Source organism: Euzebya sp. (assembly GCF_964222135.1).
GTDB lineage: Bacteria > Actinomycetota > Nitriliruptoria > Euzebyales > Euzebyaceae > Euzebya.
In genome coordinates this window covers 23,888-45,368 of sequence record NZ_CAXQBR010000024.1, presented here as the reverse complement: position 1 = coordinate 45,368, position 21,481 = coordinate 23,888, and the positions used below count along the sequence as shown (strand labels likewise).

Below are 21,481 nucleotides of genomic sequence, written 5' to 3'. Positions count from 1 at the left end.
GCAGGACCACCAGCTCGGTGTCGTCACCCGTGCCGGCCAGGAAGCCCTCGCCGGGCTGGCCGTCGAGCAGGGCACGTCCGTCGACCAGCAGGACCAGCCGATCGGTGCGCGCCCCGTAGGCGCCGGCGGTCAGGGCGTCGGGGAAGTCCGTGCCCGTCGCGACCAGCAGCTCGGTCAGGTTCGCACCGTTCGCTGCGGCCCACTCGAGGATCGTGACGGCGGTGGCGTACCGCGTCGCGCCGCCGAGTCGTTCGGCGACCTCGACACCGGCCTCGGCCAGGTCCTCCTCCACGCCCTCGTCCACGGCAGCGGTGCCGCCGACGATGATCACGCGGTCCACCCCGTGGGCCGCCAGGGCCTCGGTGGTGGCGCCGCTCAGGCCATCGCCGCCCGTCAGGTAGATGGGCAGCCCTTGCGCCGCCGCGATCGGGGCGATCGCGAGGGCGTCGGCGAACGATCCGCCGGAGGCGATGACGGCGGTGCCGTCAGGTGCGCCACCGATCGCGTCCGCCACCAGGGCCGCGGTCTCGGTCCGGTCGCCACCGCCGATCCGCTCGACGGTGAGGCCCGCCGCGGTCAGCTCGGCGACGACCTCGTCGGACACCGCCGCGCTGCCGCCCATGACGACGACGCGGTCGGCGCCGAGTCGACGGATCTCGTCGAGCACGCGGGCGTCGAGTGCGCCGGACGGGGTCAGGAGCAGCGGGGCGTCGAGCTGGCCGGCCAGCGGCGCGGCCGACAGGGCGTCGGCGAAGCCGTCGGCGGTGGCGAGCACCACGTCGCTGCTCGAGTCCCACCCGGACCGCGAGGTCTGCACCGCGGTGCTGACCCGGTCGGAGCCGGCGATGCGGACCGCACCGTTCGCGACCCGGTAGGCGTAGAGCGTCGCGCCGTCGGTGACGGGGATGGTCAGCTCGCGACCGCCGTCCTGGGCGAAGCTCGTGCCCTCGGCGAAGCACCGCACGGTGAGCGTCGTGCCGTCGGGGGCGACGGCGATCAGGCAGATCCGGCCGTCCAGCTCGGTCGGGAACGTGACCGTCCCGTCTCCGCCGACGGTCCAGGACCCGAGCAGCTCGCCCAGCCCGAGGGGGTCACCCTCGGTGCCGAAGTCGGTCAGCTCCACCTCGCCGCCGGACGGTGTGAGGCTGGGGTCCTCGGGGTCCGGGTCGGGGTCGGGGTCCGGGTCCGGACCGGGGTTGGGGCCAGGGCCGGGGTTGGGACCAGGGCCGGGGCTGGTGTCGTCGGTCGTGATCGTGAACGTCACCGATTCGATGTCGGAGGTGTTGCCCGCGGCATCGGTGCCGCGGAACTCGACGGTGTGCTCGCCCTCGCCTGCGACGTCGAAGGGCTGGTCGTAGGCGACCCAGTCGCCGTCCGGATCGTCGACCCGGTACTCGATGGTGATGCCGTCGTCGTTGCCCGCGGGGGCCGCGACGGTGACCACGCCGTTCTGCGCCTGGCCGCCGGGCAGCGAGTGCAGGCCGCAGAAGTAGGCGTACTCGCCCGGCTCGTCGAACGTCCGGGTGTAGGTGCCCTCCGTCTGGCTCGGGCTGTTGAACAGACCCGTGTCGCTGATGACGTTGTGGGTCTCGGACCCGGTCCAGGTCCACAGGACCGCGTCGCCGGCGGTGATCGCCGTCTCCGACGGGGTGAAGGAGTTGTCCCCGACCTCGACCTCGGCGGTGCCGGGGTCGTTGGCGGAGAGGGTCACGGTGACCGGCCCGTCGACGACCTCGCCGTTCGCATCCGGCGCGGGGTCCAGGCTGGCGGTCACGACCGGTGGGGTCTCGTCGACCGCGGGCTCCTCGGCGATCGAGAAGGTCGCCTCCACCGGCTCGGCGGTGTTGCCCGCCACGTCGGTCGCGCGGGCGCCGACGGTGTGGTCGCCGGGCTCGGAGACGGTGAACGGCTGGTCGTAGGCGACCCAGTCCCCGTCGTCGAGCTGGGACTCGATCGAGTCCACACCCGACCCGTCGCCGTCGTCGGCGGTGATGACCACCGTCTGCGGGCCGTCGGGCGCGAGGTCGACACAGGCGATCGGGGCACCCGGCGCTTGGTGGTCGTGGACCATGATGGACAGCGGCTCGGTGCGGGCGATCCAGGTCGCCGACCCGTTGCCGTTGGCGGTGCCGTTGGAGTTCGCCGCCAGGCCGGCCATCGGGTCCTGGTTCGAGGACAACCAGATCTCGTTGGGCGGTGTCGGGTCCCCGGATGGGTCGTCCATGTAGTGGCCGGTCGCGGTGGTGCAGGTGCCGGCGTGGAGGTGGGAGGGATAGGTGGCGCCGGGCGTCAGGCCGGTGACCTGGATGCTCGCGGTGGTGCCGTCGTCCGTCCGGGACAGGGTCGCCGTGCCGCCGATGCCCTGCGGGCCCTGCGGGAGCGGGGTCACCGCACCTGCGAGGTCACCGCGGAGCTCGATCTCGACCGTGGGCGGGGTGGTGTCCCCGCCGCCCTCACCGAGCAGCCGGAAGTAGTCGAACTCCGCGTCGAAGGAGTCGATCCGCGGGTCGTTGCCCTGGCCTGCGCCCAGCGTGAAGACGCCGAAGGCCGCATCAGGGGACTCCATCACCGCGGTGTTGGTCACGGCCTGGGCGAACGTCGTCCAGGTCTCGCCGCCGTCGAAGGAGTAGCTGCCGTAGAACGAGCCGCCCTCGCGGCGAAGTCGCAGGGTGACCTCGCTGCTGGTGGTGTTGGCCTGGGGCTGCGGGTCCTGGACGACGGCACCCAGCTCGCTGCGGAGCTCCACCCGCGCCGGGCCGGACGTCGCTTGGCCGCCGGCGACGAGGTCGAGCTTCACGTACTGGTCGTCGTCGACGTAGGCCAACAGGCCCGCCTGCTGGTAGCGGCCGACGAGCTCGGCGGTGACGTGGGTCTCGATCTCCCAGTCGCCGTCCGGCATGGGCTGGAGGATGAAGTTCCCCGGCTCACCGTTTGGGGTCTGGTAGATGTCGCCGTCGGGGCTGGTGAGGACCAGGTGCCCGTCGGTGACCTCGTAGCCCTCGGGATCCTCGCGGACGATCGCCGACCAGCGGCACCTGTCGAGGCTGTCGCCGTCGAACTCGTCGCTGACCGAGGGGGCCTCGGTCGCCGGGCCCGTGACGCGGATCCAGTCGAAGGCGGCATCGATCTGCGGGGCGGTGTTGTTCCCCGTCAGGGCGAACGGGCCGATCTGGGGGTTGGCCGGGATCGGCGACGGGTTGCCCACCGTCACCCACGTCTCACCGCTGTCGGTGGAGTAGGAGCCGACCATCTCGGTGCCGTCGCTGGTGATCCGCAGCAGCAGGGTGGTCGAGACCTCGGCCCCCAACGTCGGACCGTTGCCGGCGGTCGGCGTGCCACCGACCTCGCGGAGGAACTCGACGATGCGGTTGCCGTTGTAGACGACATCCAGCTTGGTGTAGTTGTCGTCGTCGCCGTAGACGATGATCCCACCCTGCTGATAGGTCGCCGTCGGGTTGACGGTCACCTGCGTGGTGATCTCGAAGACGTCGCCCGGGGCGGGCTGCAAGATCACGTTCTGGGCGTTGTTGGTGTTCTGGTACAGGTCGCCCTGGCTCGTCGTGAGGATCAGTTGGCCCCCCTCGACCCGGTACAGCCCAGGGTTGTCCCGGACGATGCTCCAGGTGCCGGTGTCCAGCTCCGTGCCCTCGAACTCGTCGGACCCGGGAGCCAGGCAGACGGGGGGTGAGGGGTCGACCTCGACGGTGATCGGGACCTCGTCGTAGCCGGTGGCACCACGGGAGTCGGTGGCGGACAGCCGGGCCGTGTACTCCCCCGGGGTGACGTAGGTGTGCGACGCCTCGGTCCCCTCCGCGGTCGTGCCGTCACCGAAGTCCCACTCGTAGCCCGCGACCGTGTCCTCGGGGTCGGGATCGACCGCGGATCCGTCGAACTCGACCGTGAGCGGCGCGATCCCACTGGTCGGGGTGGCCTCGGCCGTCACCACGGGCGCGGCGTTGGTCGCGCTGCCCCGGCCCTCGAACCGCAGGTTGTCGATGCTCACGTCGGTGCCGGACGCCAGCACCAGGTGGTAGGCGTCCGTGCCGACGGGGTCGGTCACGGTGGCGGGCGCGCTGGTCGCGAACTCGCCGCCGCTGTCGGTCAGCTGCACCGTCGCGGCCGGGGGGCCGTCGACGGCACCCTTGCGCAGCTCGAGCACCGCGTCGCCGGTCGAGCGGTAGCGCACGGCGAGGCTGTCGACGCCCGCCAGGTTCACCGGGTCGTAGCTGAAGGCGTCACCGGCAGAGCCGACCACGACGGCCAGTCCCTCGGCCATCTCGTCGGAGGTGATGACGAACCCGTCGGCGTCGTCGAAGTGCTCCGCCTGCCGGGTCTTGGGCTGGAGCTGGACGATGTCGTTGTCCGACAGGGACGGCGCGTCGCCCTGCGCCTGATCCAGGTAGGTGGCCTCGACCACGAAGAAGAGGTTCTCGGTGACGCCGTGGCCACCGTCACCGCTGGTCGTGAAGGTGCCGTCGCAGCCGGTCGTGTTCTGCAGCGCGTGGGCGTGCTCGTCGTGTCCCAGCAGCAGGCGGACCTGCACGTCGTCGCAGTCGATCGTGTCGGCGGTGCTGCCGTCCTCGGCGTCGGTGACGGTCACCGACCACTCGAACTCGTCACCGAAGTGGACGAACCCACCGGCCGCGGGGGCGGTGACGGTGACGACCGGGCGGGTGTTGCCCGCCGTGATCGTCGTGCTCGCGATGCCCACGGCTCCCAGGGTGTCGGTGACGGTCAGGCTGGCGGTGTACTGGCCGGCCTCGTCGTAGGTGTGCGTGGGGTTCGGGTCGGTCGAGTCGATGGTGCCGTCACCGTCGAAGTCCCACTCCAGGGTGTCGATCTCGGCCTCGGGTGCGATCGCCTCGGTCCCCTCGGAGGAGAACTGCACCTCGAGCGGTGCCGGGCCGTTGTCGGGGGTCGCGCTGATCCTGGCAACCGGGCGGAACGCGCCGCCCGTGTAGCCGATGCGGTACACGCCCGAGTCGGCGTTGTTGCCCCCGAAGCCGGAGCCCCACTCGATCAGGTACATCGCCCCATCTGGGCCGAAGCGCATGTCGTGGGGGCGGCGGAAGGTCTGGTCGTCGAGCCAGGGCGCCACGTGCGTGACGGCCCCGGTGCCGTCGGAGTGCACCTCGTAGATGTCGTTGTTGTTCCACTCCATGAGGAACGCGACGCCGTCGTAGTACTCGGGGAAGGCGTCGGGGCCGGCGTTGGGCGTGTACTCGTAGACCCCGCCGGCCATGGGCGCACCGCCCCGACCGATGACGGGCACGTTGTTGTTGTTGGCGTTGTAGCCCCACCACAGCGTGGCCGGCTGCGCTGGCGGAAGGTTCTCCAGGCCGGTGTTGTTGGGCGAGTCGTTGACGGGTGCGCTGCAGTCGAACTGGTCACCCGAGGTGCTGGTCGCGAAGTCGTAGTCCGTGAAGGCGACGTTCCCGCTCACGCAGTACGGCCACCCCTGGTTGCTGGGGCCGCTGACCGCGAGCCACTCGACCCGACCCTCCGGGCCACGGTTGGGGTTGGCGCTGTTCGCGTCCGGCCCGTACTCGCCGACCATCAGTCGGTCGTGGGTGGAGTCCCAGTTGATCGAGAACGGGTTGCGGAAGCCCATGGCCCAGATCTCGGGGCGGGTGAGCGGGTCGTCGTCCTCGAACAGGTTGCCCGCGGGGATCTCTGGTGGACCGGTGTCCTGGGGCGTGATGCGCAGCACCTTGCCGCGCAGGTCGTTGGTGTTGCCCGAGGTGCGCTGGGCGTCGAAGGACGACCGGCCGTCGCGCTCATCGATGGGGGTGTAGCCGTTGCTCTCGAACGGGTCGGTGTTGTCGCCAGTGGCCAGGTAGAGGTTGCCGGCGTCGTCGAAGGTCAGCGCCCCGCCGGCGTGACAGCAGTTGTTGCGCTGGGTCGTGACGCGGAGCAACTCCACCTCGCTGCCCAGGTCCAGGGTCGGACCGCTGACGTCGAGGTGGAAGCGCGACAGCACGTTCTCGCCGCACGTGGTCGCCGCGGGGTCGCTCTCCGGGCATCCCACCGTCGCGGGGTCGGAGTAGTACAGGTAGATCCAACCGTTCTCGCTGAACTGGGGGTCGGCGACGATGCCGAGCAGCCCGTCCTCGTGGGTCTGGGAGACCTCGAGCTGACCGGCGGTCTGCGGGATCTGGACCTCGGGGTCCCACACCCGGACCCGGCCGTCGCGCTCGATGTACAGCACGGTCCCGTCGTCGGCGATGTCGAGCTTCATCGGGTTGGAGGTCTCGTCGTCGACGACGGTGCGCTCGAACTCGTCCTCCACGGTGGCGCCGCAGTCGGCGATCTGCGCGCCGGCGGCGGTGAGGATCCCGCCCTCGATGTGCTCGAGGAAGTCCGCGTTGGTGAAGCTCGCGGCGGTGTGACCGCCGCCGGTGTACCAGCTGCGCCCGCCATCGAAGTCGTGGCACCACGCGATCGGGTGGTCCGGACCCATGCCGCTGCCGCTGTAGCTCGTCGTGTCCATGCTCGCCAGCACGTGGACGTCGCCGCGGGGGTTGTCCTGGAAGTAGTACCACTCGTCTACTCGCTGCCAGCGGGCCGGCAGGTGCGCGGTCGAGGGGTGGACGTGGTCCGCGACCTCCACGGTCGCCGCGGGCGTCCCCGGCGGGTGGTTCTCGAAGTAGGCACCGACCAGATCGCCGTACCACGCCCACTCGTACTCGGTGTCGGATGCGGCGTGGATGCCCGCGTACCCGCCGCCACCCTGGATGTAGCGCTCGAAGGCGGCCTGCTGGGCGGCATCGAGCACATCCCCCGTCGTGCTCAGGAAGACCACCACGTCGTAGCCCGCCAGGTTCTCGTCGGTGAAGGCGCTGGCGTCTTCGGTAGCGTCGACCGTCCAGCCGTTGTCCTCACCCAGCTGCTCGAGGGCGTCGACAGCTGCGGGGATCGAGTCGTGCCGGAACGCGGCCGTCTTCGAGAAGACCAGGACCGTCGTGCCGGCCCCCTCCTGGGCATCAGCGGCCGGCAGGGGTGGCACCGCGAGCAGCACGGAGGCCACCAGCGCGATGAGCAGCGCACGCATGAGCAGCGCGCGTGACGAGGACGAGGACATGGCAGGGACCTCCGTGGTCGGCTCGGCACCAACTCCGCGACAGCGTGTGCTGTTTGTTGATGCGAACTACAAACTAGGCAGACGCTTGGAGGTCGGTCAAGGAGTTGCCTGCGTCGCCGCCCGAGGACGTCACCCGGGGCTCATCGTCGACGGTCAACCAGACACCTCGACACATGGCCCCGCCCACAGACGCAGGTTCAACGTGATGGCACGACTGCGCGCAGCACCGTGCCGCCGCGCCCCCCGATCGAACGCGGCGGTCAGGACCACCCTCGAATGGTGATCATGTATGTGCTGTGCCTGGACAAACACAACCACGGAGGACGGTGGTTGGCAAGGGAGCGTTCAGGCCAGGATCGCGCCGAACTTCGCCATCAGGCGACGCAGGCCCCGATCGCGCCGAACCTCGGCGCCCGACCTCGGCGCCCCGGCCCCGGACGCACGACGCCCCTCCCGGGCGGCGCCGGGAGGGGCCAGGTGGAGGGAGAGCGGGGCTACGCGCTGCGGTTGCGACCGGCCGTGCCCTCGGCGATGCCGAGCAGGACCACCGCGGCGATCACGGCGACGACGAACCCGAGGATGTTGAGCTCCATGATGTCGCCCGTGCCGAGCAGGCTGGCGATGACGCCGCCGATCACGGACCCGACGACGCCGAGCAGCAGCGTGCCCAGCAAGCCGATCTTCTGACGTCCGGGCTTGAAGAGGCGCGCGAGGGCGCCGATGACCAGTCCGGCGATGATGAACCCGATGATTGCCATGACCTGACCCTCCCCTGACGGCCCGGCCCGGACACACCACCATCTGACGGCACACCCACCCCGGTCACGTGGAAGCGCTCCCACATCTGCCGACGAGCGTGCGCGAAACAGGCCCTTGACCGGCGCCTCCCCGCCGGCCTAGCGTGAGAGCGCTCTCACCGGGAGGAGCCGCCCATGAGCCTGACGCTGGACGATCTGGCGTCCCTGAGCGGGGTGTCGCGCGCGACGATCTCGCGGGTCCTGAACGGCGGACCCGTCGCCGAGGCGACCCGCCAGAAGGTCCTGGCCGTGCTGGCCGAGACCGGCTACTCCCCCAACCGGGCGGCGCGGACGCTCGCCTCGGGCCGGTCCGGCGTCGTCGGCGTCGTGATGCACCTCGAGCCCGCGCTCCTCTTCGGCGATCCCTACTTCAGCGGCCTCCTGCAGGGCATGAGCGACGCCCTCGCCGAGCGGGCCACCGGGATGATGCTGTGGCTGGGCAACCGGTCCAAGCAGGAGACGCTGCAGGACATCGAGCGGATCGGCCTCGTCGACGGCGTGATCGTCACCGCCCACTGGCAGGACGACGCCCTGGTCGACGGCCTCCTCGCCTCGCGCATCCCCACCGTCCTGATCGGCCACCGCCGCGAGGACCGGACCGCCAGCTACGTCGACGTGGACAACGTCGCCGCCGCCGCGATGGTGACCCGGCACCTGATCGACCTCGGCCGCCGCCGGATCGGGCACATCAGCGGACTGGCCGGCAGCGTGGCGGGAGAGGACCGCCTGACCGGGTACACCCAGGCCATGGCCGCCGCGGGCCTGCCCACGGATGCCCTCGTCGTCCGCGGCGACTTCAACCCCGCCGCTGGCCGGGCCGGGGTGCCGCCCCTGCTCGAGGCCGGGGTGGACGCGATCTTCTGCGCCAACGACGCGACGGCCAGCGGGGCGCTCGCGGCGCTGGTCGAGGCCGGCGTCGCGGTCCCCGACGACGTCGCGCTGGCCGGCTTCGACGACCTCGACTTCGCCGCCGGGCTGACCCCGCCCCTCACCACGATCCGCCAGAGCGTCGCCGCCCAGGGCGCGGAGGCGGCGCGGGTCCTCCTGGACCTGCTCGAGGACCCCGACGGCGGGCCCCGGCGCATCCTGCTGCCCACCGAGCTCATCATCCGCCAGTCGACGACAGGAGGGACGCACGGCGCGTGATGACGCGGGGGCCACGTCGCCCCCGAGGTGACCTGCGGAGGTCACCGACCCACAACGCACACGTGGGGCTGCCAGAGGTCCAGTCCGACAGCCCCACCGCCAACCCCACCGCCTGGAAGCAAGAGGAGATGGCATGACCATGGTATTCACGCGCGCCCGCACCACCGTGCTGCTGGCACTGGTGCTGGCCCTCGGCCTGGCCGCCTGCGGCGGCAGCGACCCCGTCGAGGAGGATGCCGGCGCCGGCGGCGACGACCCCACCGAAGCCGCGGCCGACACCACCGACGACACCGGCGAGGCCGACGCCGACGAGACCGACACCGCAGCCGACACCGCCGACGACAGCGCCGACGCGGGCAGCGGCGACGCGGTCGAGATCCGCTGGTTCGTCGGGCTCGGCGCCGGCGGCCAGCCCGAGCAGATCGCGGCCCAGGAGGCGGTGGTCGACGCGTTCAACTCCTCCCACGACGACATCCAGATCGTCCTCGAGGTGGTGGAGAACGACGTCGCCTACGACACCCTCTCCACCCAGATCGCCGGCGGGAACCCGCCGGACATCGTCGGACCCGTCGGCCGGGACGGCGCGAACTCCTACGCCGGGCTGTACCTCGACCTCGAACCGCTGATCGAGCAGACGGGCTACGACACCTCCCGCTGGCCGGAGGAGACGGTCGAGAACTTCCGCGAGGACGACGGGACCCTCCCCGGGCTGCCGTTCGCCTCGTTCCCCTCCTTCATCTACTTCAACACCGAGCTGTTCGACGAGGCCGGCCTCCCGTACCCGCCGCAGAGCTACGGCGACGACGGCACCGCCACCTACGGCGAGGGGACCGAGTACGAGGGTCCCTGGGACTACGCGAAGGTCGCCGAGATCGCCGAGATCCTGACCGTCGACGCGAACGGCACCGACGCGACCAGCCCCGACTTCGACCGCTCCCAGACCGTGCAGTGGGGCTACATCAACCAGTGGACGACGCTGATGTTCGCCCAGGGCACCCACTTCGGCGCCGGCTCGCCCGTCGCCGACGACGGCACCGCCGACATCCCGGCCGCCTGGGAGGAGGAGTGGGCCTGGTACCACGACGCGGTGTGGGAGTCCGGGTTCGCGCCCAGCCAGGAGCAGTTCGACTCCGACCTGCTCGCCGGCAACCCGTTCGCGTCCGGCAACGTGGCGATGGCGAACTCCCACCTCTGGTACACGTGCTGCATCCGCGACGACGACGGCAACGGCTACGACTTCTTCGACATCGCGGTCATGCCCTCCCACGACGGGGTGGTGACGGCCAACATGCACGCGGACACCTTCCGGATCCTCGAGTCCACCGAGCACCCCGAGGAGGCCTTCGAGGTCCTCAGCCACCTGCTGGACGACGCCGCCCTCGAGCTGCTCAACGCCTACGGCGCCGCGCCGGCCGACCCGTCGCTGACGGAGGCGTTCTTCGCCGACCTCGACGAGGTGTTCCCCCAAGGCGTCACCTGGGAGGTCGCGATGGACTCCGCCGCGTACGCCGACGTCCCGAGCGCCGAGCAGGCCGTCCCCGGCTGGGACGAGTACAAGCTGGCACTGGCCGACCTCGAGAGCGCCCAGCTGAGCGACCCCGACCTCGACATGGCGGCCGCCGTCGCCGACCTCGAGGCGGAGCTGACCGACATCTTCGCCGCGAGCGCAGAGTAGGCGTGTCGACCGCGGCACCGGTCCGCGGCGGGGCGGGCCGCCCCGGGCTGTCCGCCCCACCGCCCAAGCCGGCACCACCAGGAGGTCGTGCCTCGCGGCTGCGACGACGCGAGGGGCGGATCGGCCTCGCGTTCGTCGCGCCGTGGATCCTCGGGTTCGCGCTCTGGTACGCGATCCCGATGCTGGCCAGCCTGTGGTTCTCCTTCACCGACTTCAGCCTGACGTCCCCCGAGCCGGCGGAGTTCGTCGGCCTGCGCAACTGGGAGCGGCTCCTCGGCGACCCCGAGGTGATCGACTCGGCGCTCGTCACCGTCAAGTTCGGCGTCCTGTCCCTCCCCCTCACGATCGCGGTCCCCCTCGGCTTCGCGTACCTGCTCACGGCGAAGCAGCTGTGGGGCCGGTCGATCTTCCGCACGCTCTTCTACCTGCCGAGCGTCATCCCCTTCGTCGCCGCCGTGCTGGTGTTCAACGGGGTCCTGAACTCCCAGACGGGGTGGGCGAACCGCGCGCTGGGCGCCATCGGCGTGCCCGGGCCGAACTGGCTCAACTCCGAGGTGTGGATCTACCCGACGCTGACCCTCATCGCCCTGTGGGGGGTCGGCAACGCGATGATCATCTTCATCGCCGGGATCAACTCGGTCCCGACCGACCTGTACGACGCCGCGGACGTCGACGGCGCCTCGTCGTGGCAGGCGTTCCGCCACGTGACCCTGCCGATGATCTCGCCGGTCCTCTTCTACAACGTGGTCGTCGCGCTGATCGGGCTCTTCCAGTACTTCCTGGTGCCGTTCGTGCTGAAGAACGGGTCGGGCGACCCGGGCGGCGCCACGTTCTTCTACTCGATGTACTTCTTCCGGACGCTCTTCCGGCTCCAGGACATGGGGTACGCCGCCACGCTCGCGTGGATGCTGTTCCTGGCCGGCGTGGTCGTGACCGGCCTGCTGTTCTGGTCGGCCCGCTACTGGGTGCACTACGAGTTCGGGGAGCGCTCATGAGCGCGGCAGCGATGAGGGGACGCCGCCTCTTCCGCGAACCGCGACGCCGCCTGCGGGATGCCGACGCGGGCATGAAGCGCCTGCTCGCCGGCGGGATGGTCACGATGGTCGCCACCGGCGTGCTGGTGGTGTACCTGGCCCCGCTGGCGTACATGGGGGCGACGTCGCTCAAGAGCGAGGCGATGATCCAGGACTTCCGCGCGCCGCTGTACCCGGCGGCGCCGGGCACCTTCGCCTGGGAGGGGGAGGAGCACGAGGTGTTCCAGGTCCCGGTGCCCACCGCGGACGGCGGCGAGGAGCTCCGCGAGCTCGCCCTGGTCCGGCCCGGCCGCCAGGTCAGCGAGTTCATCGACCCCGCCGATCCTGCCGCCGGCCCCGTCGAGTGGGAGGGGAACTGGCGCCAGCTCGTCCCCGACTACGACTGGGCGCCGCAGACCTCCAACTACGCCGCGGCCTGGGAGCAGATGGACTTCCTCGTGCTGCTCCGCAACACCGTCGCGATCGCCGTGATCGGCATGCTCGGCACGCTTGTCGCGTCGACGCTGGTCGCCTACGGCCTCAGCCGCTTCGAGCTGCCGTTCAAGCGGACGATCTTCGTGGTGCTGATCGCCACGATCATCCTGCCGAAGTTCGTGACCCTGGTACCGACCTACGCGCTGTTCCACCGGATCGGCTGGGTCGGCACCTGGCTGCCGCTGATCGTCCCGCACTTCTTCGGCAACGCCTACAACGTGTTCCTGCTCCGCCAGTACTTCCTGACCCTCCCGAAGGACCTCGACGAGGCCGCCGCCATCGACGGCGCCGGACCGCTCCGGACCCTCTGGTCGGTCATCCTCCCCCAGGCCCGCCCGGCCCTGGTGGCCGTGGCGATCTTCCACTTCTTCTACGCGTGGAACGACTTCTTCGAGCCGCTCGTGTACCTGTCCACCCGCCGTGACCTGCAGCCGATCGCCGTCGGCCTGCAGATCTTCAACAGCCTGTTCGACACCTCCCCCCACCTGATCCAGGCCGGCGCGCTGCTGGCCATGGGCATCCCGATCATCATCTTCTTCTTCGCCCAACGGGTCTTCCTGAAGGGCATCGACCTCTCCGGAGTGAACAAGTGACCGACACCGCCCCCGCCCCCTCCCCCTCCCCCATCGAGATCGACCTGCCCGCCGGGTTCTCCTGGGGGGTGGCGGCGTCCGCCCACCAGATCGAGGGGGCCGTCGACGAGGGCGGCCGTGCCCCGTCGATCTGGGACACGTTCAGCGCGACCCCCGGCAAGGTGGCCGGGGGCCAGACCGCCGCGGTCGCCTGCGACCACTACCACCGGGTCGCCGAGGACGTGGCGCTGATGGCCGACCTGGGGGTGGACACCTACCGGTTCTCCCTCGCCTGGCCGCGGCTGATCCCGTCCGGGGACGGCGAGGTCAACCCGGACGGGGTCGAGTTCTACCGACGCCTCTGCGAGCTGCTGGCCGACGCGGGCATCCGCCCGCTGGTGGCACTGTTCCACTGGGACCTGCCCCAGGTGCTGCAGGACCGCGGCGGCTGGGCGTCCCCTGAATCCGTCGAGTGGTTCGCCCACTACGCGGGCACGGCCAAGCGCGCGCTCGGCGACCTCGCCTCGGACTGGCTGACGATCAACGAGCCGTACTGCGCGGCGTTCCTCGGCCACGGGTCCGGGCACCACGCCCCGGGGATCGCCGATCCCGGCACGGCGTTCCTCGCCGCCCACCACATGCTGCTGGCCCACCACCGCGCGGTCGCGGTGCTCCGGGAGACCGTCGCCCGGCCCGAGGACACCGTGACGATCGCGTTGAACCTGATCCCCGCCCAGGGCCAGGACCCCGACGGAGCAGACGACGCCGTCGCCGAGGCCGTGGACCTGATCCACAGCCAGATGTGGCTCGACGGCGTGCTCGAGGGTCGGTACCCCGACGCAGTCCTCGCGCTGCACGACCGCTACGGCGTCGCCGACCGGGTCGACGTCGACGAGCTCGCGCGGGTGCACCAGCCGATCGACCACCTGGCGGTGAACTACTACAACATCACCCACGTCCGCCACGTCGAGGGGGCTCCGGCACCCGGCGCCTACCCGGGCGCGGACGGGGCGGTGGAGGTCACCCCGCCCGCCGAGCTGACCGAGATGGGTTGGGGGGTCGAGCCGGAGGGGCTGGCCCGCGTGCTGCGCCGGGTCGGGCAGGCGTACCCGGACCTCCCGCTCGTGGTCAGCGAGAACGGGGCCGCGTTCGCCGACGAGGTGGCGGCTGACGGCGTGGTCCACGACCCGCGTCGCATCGACTACCTGCGCCGGCACCTCGAGGTCATCGCCGAGGCGGTGGCTGACGGGATCGACGTCCGCGGGTACCACGTGTGGTCGCTGCTCGACAACTTCGAGTGGGCGCTGGGCTTCGACAAGCGCTTCGGGCTGATCCGCGTGGACTTCGACACGCTCGAGCGGACCCCGAAGGACAGCGCACGCTGGTACGCCGACGTGATCGCCGCCCACCGTGCGCGCCATGCGGGCTGAGGACGTCGCAGGCTGAGGACGTCGCAGGCTGAGCAGCGCCCTCAGCCGCGCCGCTCCCACAGGCCGCGGACGTACGCGGCCTGCCCGGTGTGCTGCAGGTTGTCGTTGACCACGCTGACCAGGCGCACGCCCGCCGTGACCGGCGGGTCCCAGGACTCGTCGACCACGCGGTCGAGGTCGTCGGGGGTGAGGGTGTCGAGGAACGCCTTGGTCCGGTCGCACACCGCGTCGAGGTAGGCCAACAGCGTGGTCGCGTCCTGAGGGACATGGGCGGCCACGTCGTCGCGGTCGTGCCCGTACCCGATGTCGGACTCGTCGGCCGGCATGCCCAGGCGCTCGGCCCAGCCGTGGGTGACGTACAGCTGCTCGTGGCTGGCGAGCGCGGCGACGTGGTCGTCCTGGATGCGCGCGGTGTGCCAGGCCAGCCAGCCGATCGGGTTGGCCTCGTCGTCGGGGCGGAACGCGAGCGCCTCGGCCTCCAACCCCTCCACCGCGTCGCGGAGGGAGGAACGGATCCGGTCGATCGCGTCGGTCAGCAGTGCGGCGACGTCCATGCCCGCCAGCCTTCCCCGCCACCGGCCGACGGCACACGGTTCCGGCGCACGGAGCGGGGAAGGTCATCCACCCCGGCAGAGGAGGCCGACATGGACAGCACCCAGGCAGTGACCGACCAGGTGGTCCCGGACCCCCAGCTCCCGGACCCCGAGGTCCCGGATCCGCTCCCGGAGCCCGAGCCGACGCCCGTCCCGGACCCGGGCGAGCCGACCCCGGTGCCCGACCCGGGACGCCCCGAGCCGATCCCCGGGCCGGGTGACCCGGACCCTGGGCCCGATCCCCAGCCGTCTCCGGGCACCCCGCTGCGCTGAGGGGCACCCAGGGGGTGGAGCGTCAGAGGAGCGGCCGGACCTCGTCGGTGAAGAACGCGATGGTCCGCTCGACGTCGTCGTTGACGGGGATGAGGGAGAGGTGCTCGAACCCGGCGTCGACGAAGGTCCGGATCGTCTCGGCGTAGCGCTCCGGATCCGGGCCGTAGGGGACGGCGTCGGCCATGTCCTCCGGCGAGGTCATGGCCGTCGCCGCGTCGAAGTTCACGGGGTTCGGCAGCTCCGACATGACCTTCCACCCTGGCAGCGCGAAGCGGAGCCGCTCGTGGGCGAGCGCCAACCCCTCGTCGTCGCTGGGGGCCCACGCCATCGGGATCTCCGACCACGTGTACCCGGCGTCGCCGCCGCGGTCCGCCCACCCGCTGGTCAGGTCCTCCTCGGGATCGGTGGCCATGATCCCATGGGCGCCGACGGCCTTGGCGAGGTCGAGGGAGGACTCGCCGGACACGCCGACGACCAGTCGGATCGGCTCGTCGGGGAGGTCGTAGACGCGCACGTCGTCGGCGGTGAAGTGGTCGCCCCGGTAGGTGTGGAACCCGCCCTGCCACAGCAGGGTCATGATGTCGCACGCCTCGTGGAGCATCTCGTGGCGGACGTCGACGGACGGGAACGGCTTGCCGGTGACGTGCTCGTTGAGCCGCTCCCCCGCGCCGACCGCGAGCGTGAACGGCTTGTCGGACATGCTGGCGACGGTCGCGGCGGCCTGGGCGATGATGACGGGGTGGTAGCGCCCGATCGGGCACGTCAGACCGGTGGCCATCTCGAGGTCGGTGGCGGCGGCCACGCCGCCCAGGACGGACCAGGCGAACGGCGAGTGGTCGTGCTCGGGCAGCCAGGGGTGGATGTGGTCGGAGATGGCCACGAACTCGAGGCCGGCCTCCTCGGCGGCCCGGGCGTGGCGGAGCAGCGTGCGGGCGTCGTAGAGCTCGCACATCAGCTTGAGGCCGAAGCGGGTCACAGGCGCACCTCGCCGTGATCGCCCTCGCGGTCGGTGTCGATGGGCTGGCGGGTCACGACGCTCTTCGCGACCCCGAACGCGAAGGAGGCGAGGTCGGTGCCGCTGACGTCCCACCACTCGCCGCTCTCCAGGTCGACGTCCATGACGCACAGCTGCGGGTCGTCGGGTCCGTCGGGGAACCAGGCGCGCATGGGCTCGGACCACAGGTCGGCGACCGCGCCCCGGTCCTGGTGCACCCTGGCCGAACCCGTCGCGGCCACCCACCGGGTGGAGGACTGGAACGTCAGGACGACCGGGTCCCCGGCGGCGACCTCCTTGACCTTCGCCGCGTCCACCGCGGTCACGAACCGGAGGGTGTCGCCGTCGCGCTCGGCGACGTGCATCGGGCGGCCGTGCGGCGTCCCGTCGCGGGTGAAGGTGGTCATGATGCAGGTGTCGAACTCGTCGAGCACCTCGAGGAACTGGTCGCGATCGCTCATGGGGGGTGTCCTTCCCGACGCGTTCCCCCGGTGAACCCGCGTCCCGCGAACCCGGTCAGGTCAGGACGGCGATCGCGTGGATGACGAGACCCGCCAGGGCACCGACGACGGTGCCGTTGATGCGGATGAACTGGAGGTCCCGTCCCAGCAGCAGCTCCAGGCGGTCGCTGGTCTCCGCGGTGTCCCAGCGCTCGATCGTCCCCGACACCAGGCCGGCGAGCTCCTCGCGGTAGGTCTCGACGCCCGCACGGGCACCCCGCACGATCAGGTCGTCGACCCGGTCGGCGGTGGCGGGATCGGTCAGCAGGCGACGTCCGAGGCCGATGACGGTCCCCTCCAGGCGGGTTCGGAGGACCGACTCCGGCTGGGCGGCCTGGGCCTGGATGCGCTGCTTGAGCTCGTCCCAGATCGAGGAGATCCAGGCGCGCACCCGCTCGCTCTCGAGCAGCTCGCGCTTGAGGTCCTCAGCCCGCTCGGCAAGGACCGGGTCGTACTCGAGCCGGGTGACGAAGTCCTCGATGGCGGCGTGGATCGTGGGTCGCAGCCCGTGGGACTCCGTCGCGGTGCCGCTCGCGTCCGCCAGGATGTTGCGGACCCCCTGGAAGAGGCGCTGGAAGATGGCCTCGTCGACGGGTTCGGGCAGCCACCAGGGGGCCTCGGCGGTGAAGCGGCGGCGGAGGTTGGGCTCGGCGTCGAGGAGGAAGCGGTCGAGGATCTCGAGCAGCTCGTCGAGCAGCTGCTCGTGGTGGCCCTCGACGGTGAGGATCCGCAGGAGCCGGCCGGCCGCCGGCGCGGCGTCGACCTCCTCGACCCGGCGGCGGAGCTCGGACTCGATCAGGCTGATCGCGTCCTCGTCGCGGGCCTCGGCCGCCAGGCGGGCCACCAGCTCGGCGAGGTGGCCGGCCGCCAGCCGGGCGTTCGCCGGCGTGGTCAGCCACCGGCCGGCGCGGCGGGCCAGGTCGGCCTCGCCGAGGCGTTGGCCGACCACGTCGGGGGACAGGAAGTTCTCCTGGACGAACTGCCCGAGCGTCACGCCGAACGCGTCCTTGCGGGAGGCGACCACTGCGGTGTGGGGGATCGGCAGCCCGAGGGGGTGGCGGAACACCGCGGTGACGGCGAACCAGTCGGCCAGCCCGCCGACCATGCCCGCCTCGGCGGCGGCGATGGCGTACCCGGCCCAGGTCTGGTCGCCGGTCCAGACCAGCAGCGCGATCCAGACGAGCGCCACGATGACGAGGAGGCCGGTCGCGCGGGCCTTCATGCGGCGCAGGTCGTCTCGACGCGCCTGCTCGCTCTCGGGCGCGGCGGTCGGGACGGGGGCGGCGGTGGTGGACATCGCTGGGCTCCTACCCCTCCCCCGCGACGAGGGCACGCGAGTAGACGATCGTCGCGACCGCCACCGGCGGGGTGCCGGGGTCGTCGACGAAGACCCGGGCGGCCATGGGCACCTGGGTGCGGCCGAGCTTCAGCAGCTCGACGTCGACGACGAGGTCGCCGGTGGTCGGGCGTCGCAGGAAGTCCATGGACAGGTGGCTGGTGACGGCCAGCGCCGCGGGGCCGAGGTGGCCGAGGACCAGGGCGTACCCGCCCTCATCGACGGCGTGCATCAGCGTCGGCCCCGACACCGTCCCGCCCGGTCGGACGTCCGCCGGCCCGGTGCGGCGGACGAACCGCGCGAACCCCGGCTCCAGCTCGACGAGACCGTCGGCGAAGCTGCCCGCCGCCTCGGGCCAGACCTCCGCCAGGTAGTCGCAGACGCCGTCGCGGTCGAGCGCGAGCGGCGGGTGGGTCATCAACGCGTCGGCCTCCGGGGCGGTCTCGGGGTCGGTCTCGCGGGATCGGCCCCGCGCCGGCGGCGGGGTGGGCGCATCCTACGCGCCGCGTCACAGGGTCGTCGTAGCCTGCCGGGGTGTCACGCAACCGGCCGCCGCTCACCGACGTCCCGATGTTCGCGCCCTGCCCGGCGTGCGCCCAGGTCCTGCGGGCGCGGGTCGACTTCACGCGCTCCCCGTCGCGCGGGTCCCTCGCCTGTCCATGGTGCCGACGCCAGGTGACCGTGACCGCACCCCGGGGCCGCTAGGCTCTGGCGGCGATGACTCCCGCCAAGGTCTGGACGTTCCTCCGCTGGCCGATCGCGATCCTCGGCCTGCTGGCCGTCGTGAACTACGCGCTGCCGCGGCTCGGCGAGGCCGCGTCCGGGATGATCGAGTTCGACGCGAGCGGATCGATCCTGGCACCCGACGAGGGCGCGTCGGAGAGCGAGGACCCCCTCGACATCCCCGTCGCCGACATCCCCCAGTCGACGTTGCAGGCCGGGACCGGGCCGGTCACCGACGGCTCCTCGACCCCGATCGCCGACTTCACCGTCAACGACTCGATCGCCGACATCGACGGGGAGTCGCTCGAGATCTCTGACGACCCCGCTGACGCGATCGTGGTCGCCTTCGACATCCCCCAGGGCGACCCGGCGTGCATGCAGGCGGTGACGCTCAGCATGACCGTCGACGACCTCGCCTCACCGGTCCAGCTGGGCGTGTTCCCCTCCACCGTCGACCAACCCGTCGACGTGGTCGACAACCAGGCGATGGATCCGGAGCTGCGAGCCGGCGACGAGATGGCGGGCACGCTCGTGGACGACGAGGGTGAGGTGACGTTCGACCTCACCGCGGGCTTCCAGGAGTACTTCACCCTCGGGTTCCCGTCGGACAAGCCGTTCGTCCTGACCCTCGGCCCGACGGCGTTCGTCGAGACCCAGGGCGGCGTCAGCTTCGTGGCCGCCAACGCCGAGGTCGAGGGCGAGGTCCCCACGCTGCTGTGGACCGGCACCCCCGGGTGCGGCGGCGCGGACGCCCTCCCCACCGAGGGTGCCTGACCCGGAGGTCGGCCGGAGGGGCGCCGATCAGCGGTCCCGCTCCTCCCAACCCGCGCGGATGGAGACGTCCAGGCGGAGGGGCGTGCCGACGAAGCCGAAGCGCTCGCGGAGGCGGCGTTCGAGGTAGCGGAGGTAGCCCGCCTCGAGCCGCTGGTTGGTGAACAGCTTGAACCGCGGCGGCTGGCTCGACACCTGCGTCACGTAGCGGATCTTGACCGGCCGGTGGTCGCGTCCGAGGGGCGGCGGGCTGGCCGCGACCGCGTCGGCGAGCCACTGGTTGAGCTGGCCGGTCGGCACCCGGGTGCTCCAGGCCTCGTGGACCGCGTCGATGTCGTCGAACAGCTTCACGACCCCGCGACCGGTGAGGGCGGAGATGCGCCGCATCGGCGCGAACGCCATGAACTGCAGCAGTCGGTCGCGCTCCCGGTCGATCTGCTCGCGGCGGTCGTCGTCGGTCAGGTCCCACTTGTTGTGCACGAGCACGACCGCCCGGCCGGCGTCGACGATCTCGCGGGCGAGCTTCTGCTCCTGCTCCCCGATCGGCTCGGCGGAGTCGATCAGCAGCAGCGCGACGTCGGTGCGGTCGAGGCTCTTGCGGGTCCGGACCGTCGAGTAGAACTCCGTCGTGTCCAGCTTGGCCTTCTTCTTGCGCAGGCCGGCCGTGTCGATCAGCCGGTAGGTCCGGGTCGTCCCGTCGTCCCGCTCGACCTCGAGCAGGGTGTCGACCGGGTCCCGCGTCGTGCCCGGCACGTCATCGACGATCACCCGGTCGCTGCCGACCAACTTGTTGAACAGGCTGGACTTCCCGACGTTCGGCCGGCCGATCAGCGCCACGTCGGGGATGCCGTCGTCCTCCTCGTCGGGCCGGTCGAGGGCCCCGAGCCGGCGGAGGCGGCCCATGACGTCGTCGAGCAGGTCACCGGAGCCGCTGCCGTGCAGCGCCGACACCAGCGACGGGTCGCCGACCCCGAGGGCGTACAGCTCGGCGATCTGGCTGGCCCGCTCGACGTCGTTCACCGCATCCGCCTTGTTGGCGACCAGGACGACGGGGATCCCCGCGGTGCGCAGCCACTTGGCGACGGCCTCGTCCTCGGACGTCACGCCGACGGAGGCGTCGACGACGAAGAGGACCACGTCGGCCTCGCGGGTGGCGGCCTCCGCCTGGGCGCTGACCAGCTCGTCCATGACCGTGCGGTCTGGTGCCCAGCCGGGCGTCCACCCGCCGGTGTCGATCAGGGTGAACGCCTGCCCGAGCCACTCCGCCGGGTGGGTGGAGCGGTCGCGGGTGACGCCGGGCAGCTCCTGGACGATCGCGTCGCGGCGCCCGGCGATCCGGTTCACCAGGGTGGACTTGCCCACGTTGGGGCGTCCGACCACGGCGACGCGCGCACCGCCGGTCGACCGCACTTGCCGACGACTCATCGTCCTCGCCTCTCTCGGACCTGGGCCACCACGCTAGCCACGACGTCCTCGAGCGACATGTGGGTCGTGTCGACGACGACCGCGTCGGGGGACCGCGCCATCTGCGCGGCGTCGGCGGCATCGCGGCGGACGAGGTCGGCGACGTGGTGGGCCACCCGGTCCGGCTCGCCGGCCTGGGCGGCGCGGCGACGGGCCCGCTCCTCGACCTCGGCGTCGAGCCACACCTTCACCTGGGCCCACGGCGCGACGGCGGTGGCGGCGTCCCGCCCCTCGATCACCCCGCCGTCGCGGGCCACGCCCTCGCGCTGGGCGGCCAGCAGGTGGGTGCGGACGGCCGCCTGGGCCGCGACGGCGCTGACGTGGGCCGTGACCGCCGGCCCGCGGATCTCCGCCTCGACGTCCTCGCCGTCCAGGTCGGTCCTGCCGGCCACCCGGTCGATGCGGGCCTGCGCGACCACCGTCGGGACCGCCTCGGTGTCGGTCGGGTCGACCCCGGCCCGCAGCACCGCGAGCGTGGCCGCCCGGTAGTAGGCGCCGGTGTCGACGTGGGGCAGGCCGAGGGCCCGCGCGACGGCCTGGGCGACGGTCGACTTGCCCGATCCGGCCGGACCGTCGATGGCCACGACGAGCGGCGCGGGCAACGCACCCGACGGTTGC

At 71.8% G+C, this 21,481-nt stretch carries 16 protein-coding genes; 7 read left to right on the top strand and 9 right to left on the bottom strand.

What is annotated here, in order from left to right:
* The coding region (locus ACEQ2X_RS06560) for a ThuA domain-containing protein (RefSeq protein WP_370324990.1) at positions 1–7,081 on the bottom strand (7,081 nt) is incomplete at its 3' end.
* 494 nt (positions 7,082–7,575) lie between these two features.
* On the bottom strand, positions 7,576–7,833 hold the full coding sequence (locus ACEQ2X_RS06555; protein WP_370324991.1) for a GlsB/YeaQ/YmgE family stress response membrane protein: 258 nt from the start codon (positions 7,831–7,833) through the stop codon (positions 7,576–7,578).
* 180 nt (positions 7,834–8,013) lie between these two features.
* Here ACEQ2X_RS06555 and ACEQ2X_RS06550 point away from each other — a divergent pair, with 180 nt between their 5' ends.
* The 5 genes from ACEQ2X_RS06550 (at position 8,014) to ACEQ2X_RS06530 (ending at position 14,209) form a co-directional block, all read left to right on the top strand.
* On the top strand, positions 8,014–9,024 hold the full coding sequence (locus tag ACEQ2X_RS06550; RefSeq protein ID WP_370324989.1) for a LacI family DNA-binding transcriptional regulator: 1,011 nt from the start codon (positions 8,014–8,016) through the stop codon (positions 9,022–9,024).
* A 133-nt stretch (positions 9,025–9,157) separates the two neighbouring features.
* Positions 9,158–10,699 carry an ABC transporter substrate-binding protein gene (locus ACEQ2X_RS06545; RefSeq protein WP_370324988.1) on the top strand — a complete coding sequence of 514 codons (1,542 nt, stop codon included), beginning with the start codon at positions 9,158–9,160 and terminating at the stop codon, positions 10,697–10,699.
* Between the two features lie 2 nt (positions 10,700–10,701).
* Complete coding sequence (locus ACEQ2X_RS06540) at positions 10,702–11,694, top strand: carbohydrate ABC transporter permease (protein ID WP_370324987.1); 993 nt, start codon at positions 10,702–10,704, stop codon at positions 11,692–11,694.
* Positions 11,695–11,705: 11 nt separating this feature from the next.
* Complete coding sequence (locus tag ACEQ2X_RS06535; RefSeq protein WP_372530545.1) at positions 11,706–12,800, top strand: carbohydrate ABC transporter permease; 1,095 nt, start codon at positions 11,706–11,708, stop codon at positions 12,798–12,800.
* Positions 12,797–14,209: a GH1 family beta-glucosidase gene (locus ACEQ2X_RS06530; protein ID WP_370324985.1), complete on the top strand. Its 1,413-nt coding sequence runs from the start codon at positions 12,797–12,799 to the stop codon at positions 14,207–14,209. Before ACEQ2X_RS06535 ends, ACEQ2X_RS06530 begins: the two co-directional genes overlap by 4 nt.
* A 41-nt stretch (positions 14,210–14,250) precedes the next feature.
* On the opposite strand, the gene ACEQ2X_RS06525 is transcribed toward ACEQ2X_RS06530, so the two are convergent.
* Positions 14,251–14,763 (bottom strand): DinB family protein, encoded by a 513-nt coding sequence (locus tag ACEQ2X_RS06525; protein WP_370324984.1) that lies wholly within the window; start codon positions 14,761–14,763, stop codon positions 14,251–14,253.
* A 90-nt stretch (positions 14,764–14,853) separates the two neighbouring features.
* Between ACEQ2X_RS06525 and ACEQ2X_RS06520 the strand changes: the two genes are divergently transcribed.
* The gene (locus ACEQ2X_RS06520; protein ID WP_370324983.1) at positions 14,854–15,075 is read left to right on the top strand and encodes a hypothetical protein; all 222 of its coding nucleotides are present in this window, start codon (positions 14,854–14,856) and stop codon (positions 15,073–15,075) included.
* Between the two features lie 22 nt (positions 15,076–15,097).
* Here the strand turns inward: ACEQ2X_RS06520 and ACEQ2X_RS06515 are convergent, their stop codons facing one another.
* Genes ACEQ2X_RS06515 through ACEQ2X_RS06500 form a run of 4 tightly spaced genes read right to left on the bottom strand, consistent with a single transcriptional unit; the run spans position 15,098 to position 18,323 of the window.
* The gene (locus ACEQ2X_RS06515) at positions 15,098–16,051 is read right to left on the bottom strand and encodes a TIGR03557 family F420-dependent LLM class oxidoreductase (RefSeq protein ID WP_370324982.1); all 954 of its coding nucleotides are present in this window, start codon (positions 16,049–16,051) and stop codon (positions 15,098–15,100) included.
* The gene (locus tag ACEQ2X_RS06510) at positions 16,048–16,530 is read right to left on the bottom strand and encodes a pyridoxamine 5'-phosphate oxidase family protein (protein ID WP_370324981.1); all 483 of its coding nucleotides are present in this window, start codon (positions 16,528–16,530) and stop codon (positions 16,048–16,050) included. Before ACEQ2X_RS06510 ends, ACEQ2X_RS06515 begins: the two co-directional genes overlap by 4 nt.
* 55 nt (positions 16,531–16,585) lie before the next feature.
* On the bottom strand, positions 16,586–17,866 hold the full coding sequence (locus ACEQ2X_RS06505) for a DUF445 domain-containing protein (protein WP_370324980.1): 1,281 nt from the start codon (positions 17,864–17,866) through the stop codon (positions 16,586–16,588).
* Positions 17,867–17,876: 10 nt separating this feature from the next.
* The gene (locus ACEQ2X_RS06500) at positions 17,877–18,323 is read right to left on the bottom strand and encodes a PaaI family thioesterase (protein ID WP_370324979.1); all 447 of its coding nucleotides are present in this window, start codon (positions 18,321–18,323) and stop codon (positions 17,877–17,879) included.
* A gap of 299 nt (positions 18,324–18,622) precedes the next feature.
* Between ACEQ2X_RS06500 and ACEQ2X_RS06495 the strand changes: the two genes are divergently transcribed.
* Positions 18,623–19,402 (top strand): hypothetical protein, encoded by a 780-nt coding sequence (locus ACEQ2X_RS06495; protein WP_370324978.1) that lies wholly within the window; start codon positions 18,623–18,625, stop codon positions 19,400–19,402.
* Between the two features lie 27 nt (positions 19,403–19,429).
* Here the strand turns inward: ACEQ2X_RS06495 and der are convergent, their stop codons facing one another.
* Both der and cmk read right to left on the bottom strand, forming a co-directional pair.
* Positions 19,430–20,824 (bottom strand): ribosome biogenesis GTPase Der, encoded by a 1,395-nt coding sequence (gene der / locus ACEQ2X_RS06490; RefSeq protein WP_370324977.1) that lies wholly within the window; start codon positions 20,822–20,824, stop codon positions 19,430–19,432.
* Entirely contained in the window at positions 20,821–21,465 is a 645-nt protein-coding gene (gene cmk, locus ACEQ2X_RS06485; protein ID WP_370324976.1) for a (d)CMP kinase, read from the bottom strand. Before cmk ends, der begins: the two co-directional genes overlap by 4 nt.
* Between the last annotated feature and the right edge of the window lie 16 nt (positions 21,466–21,481).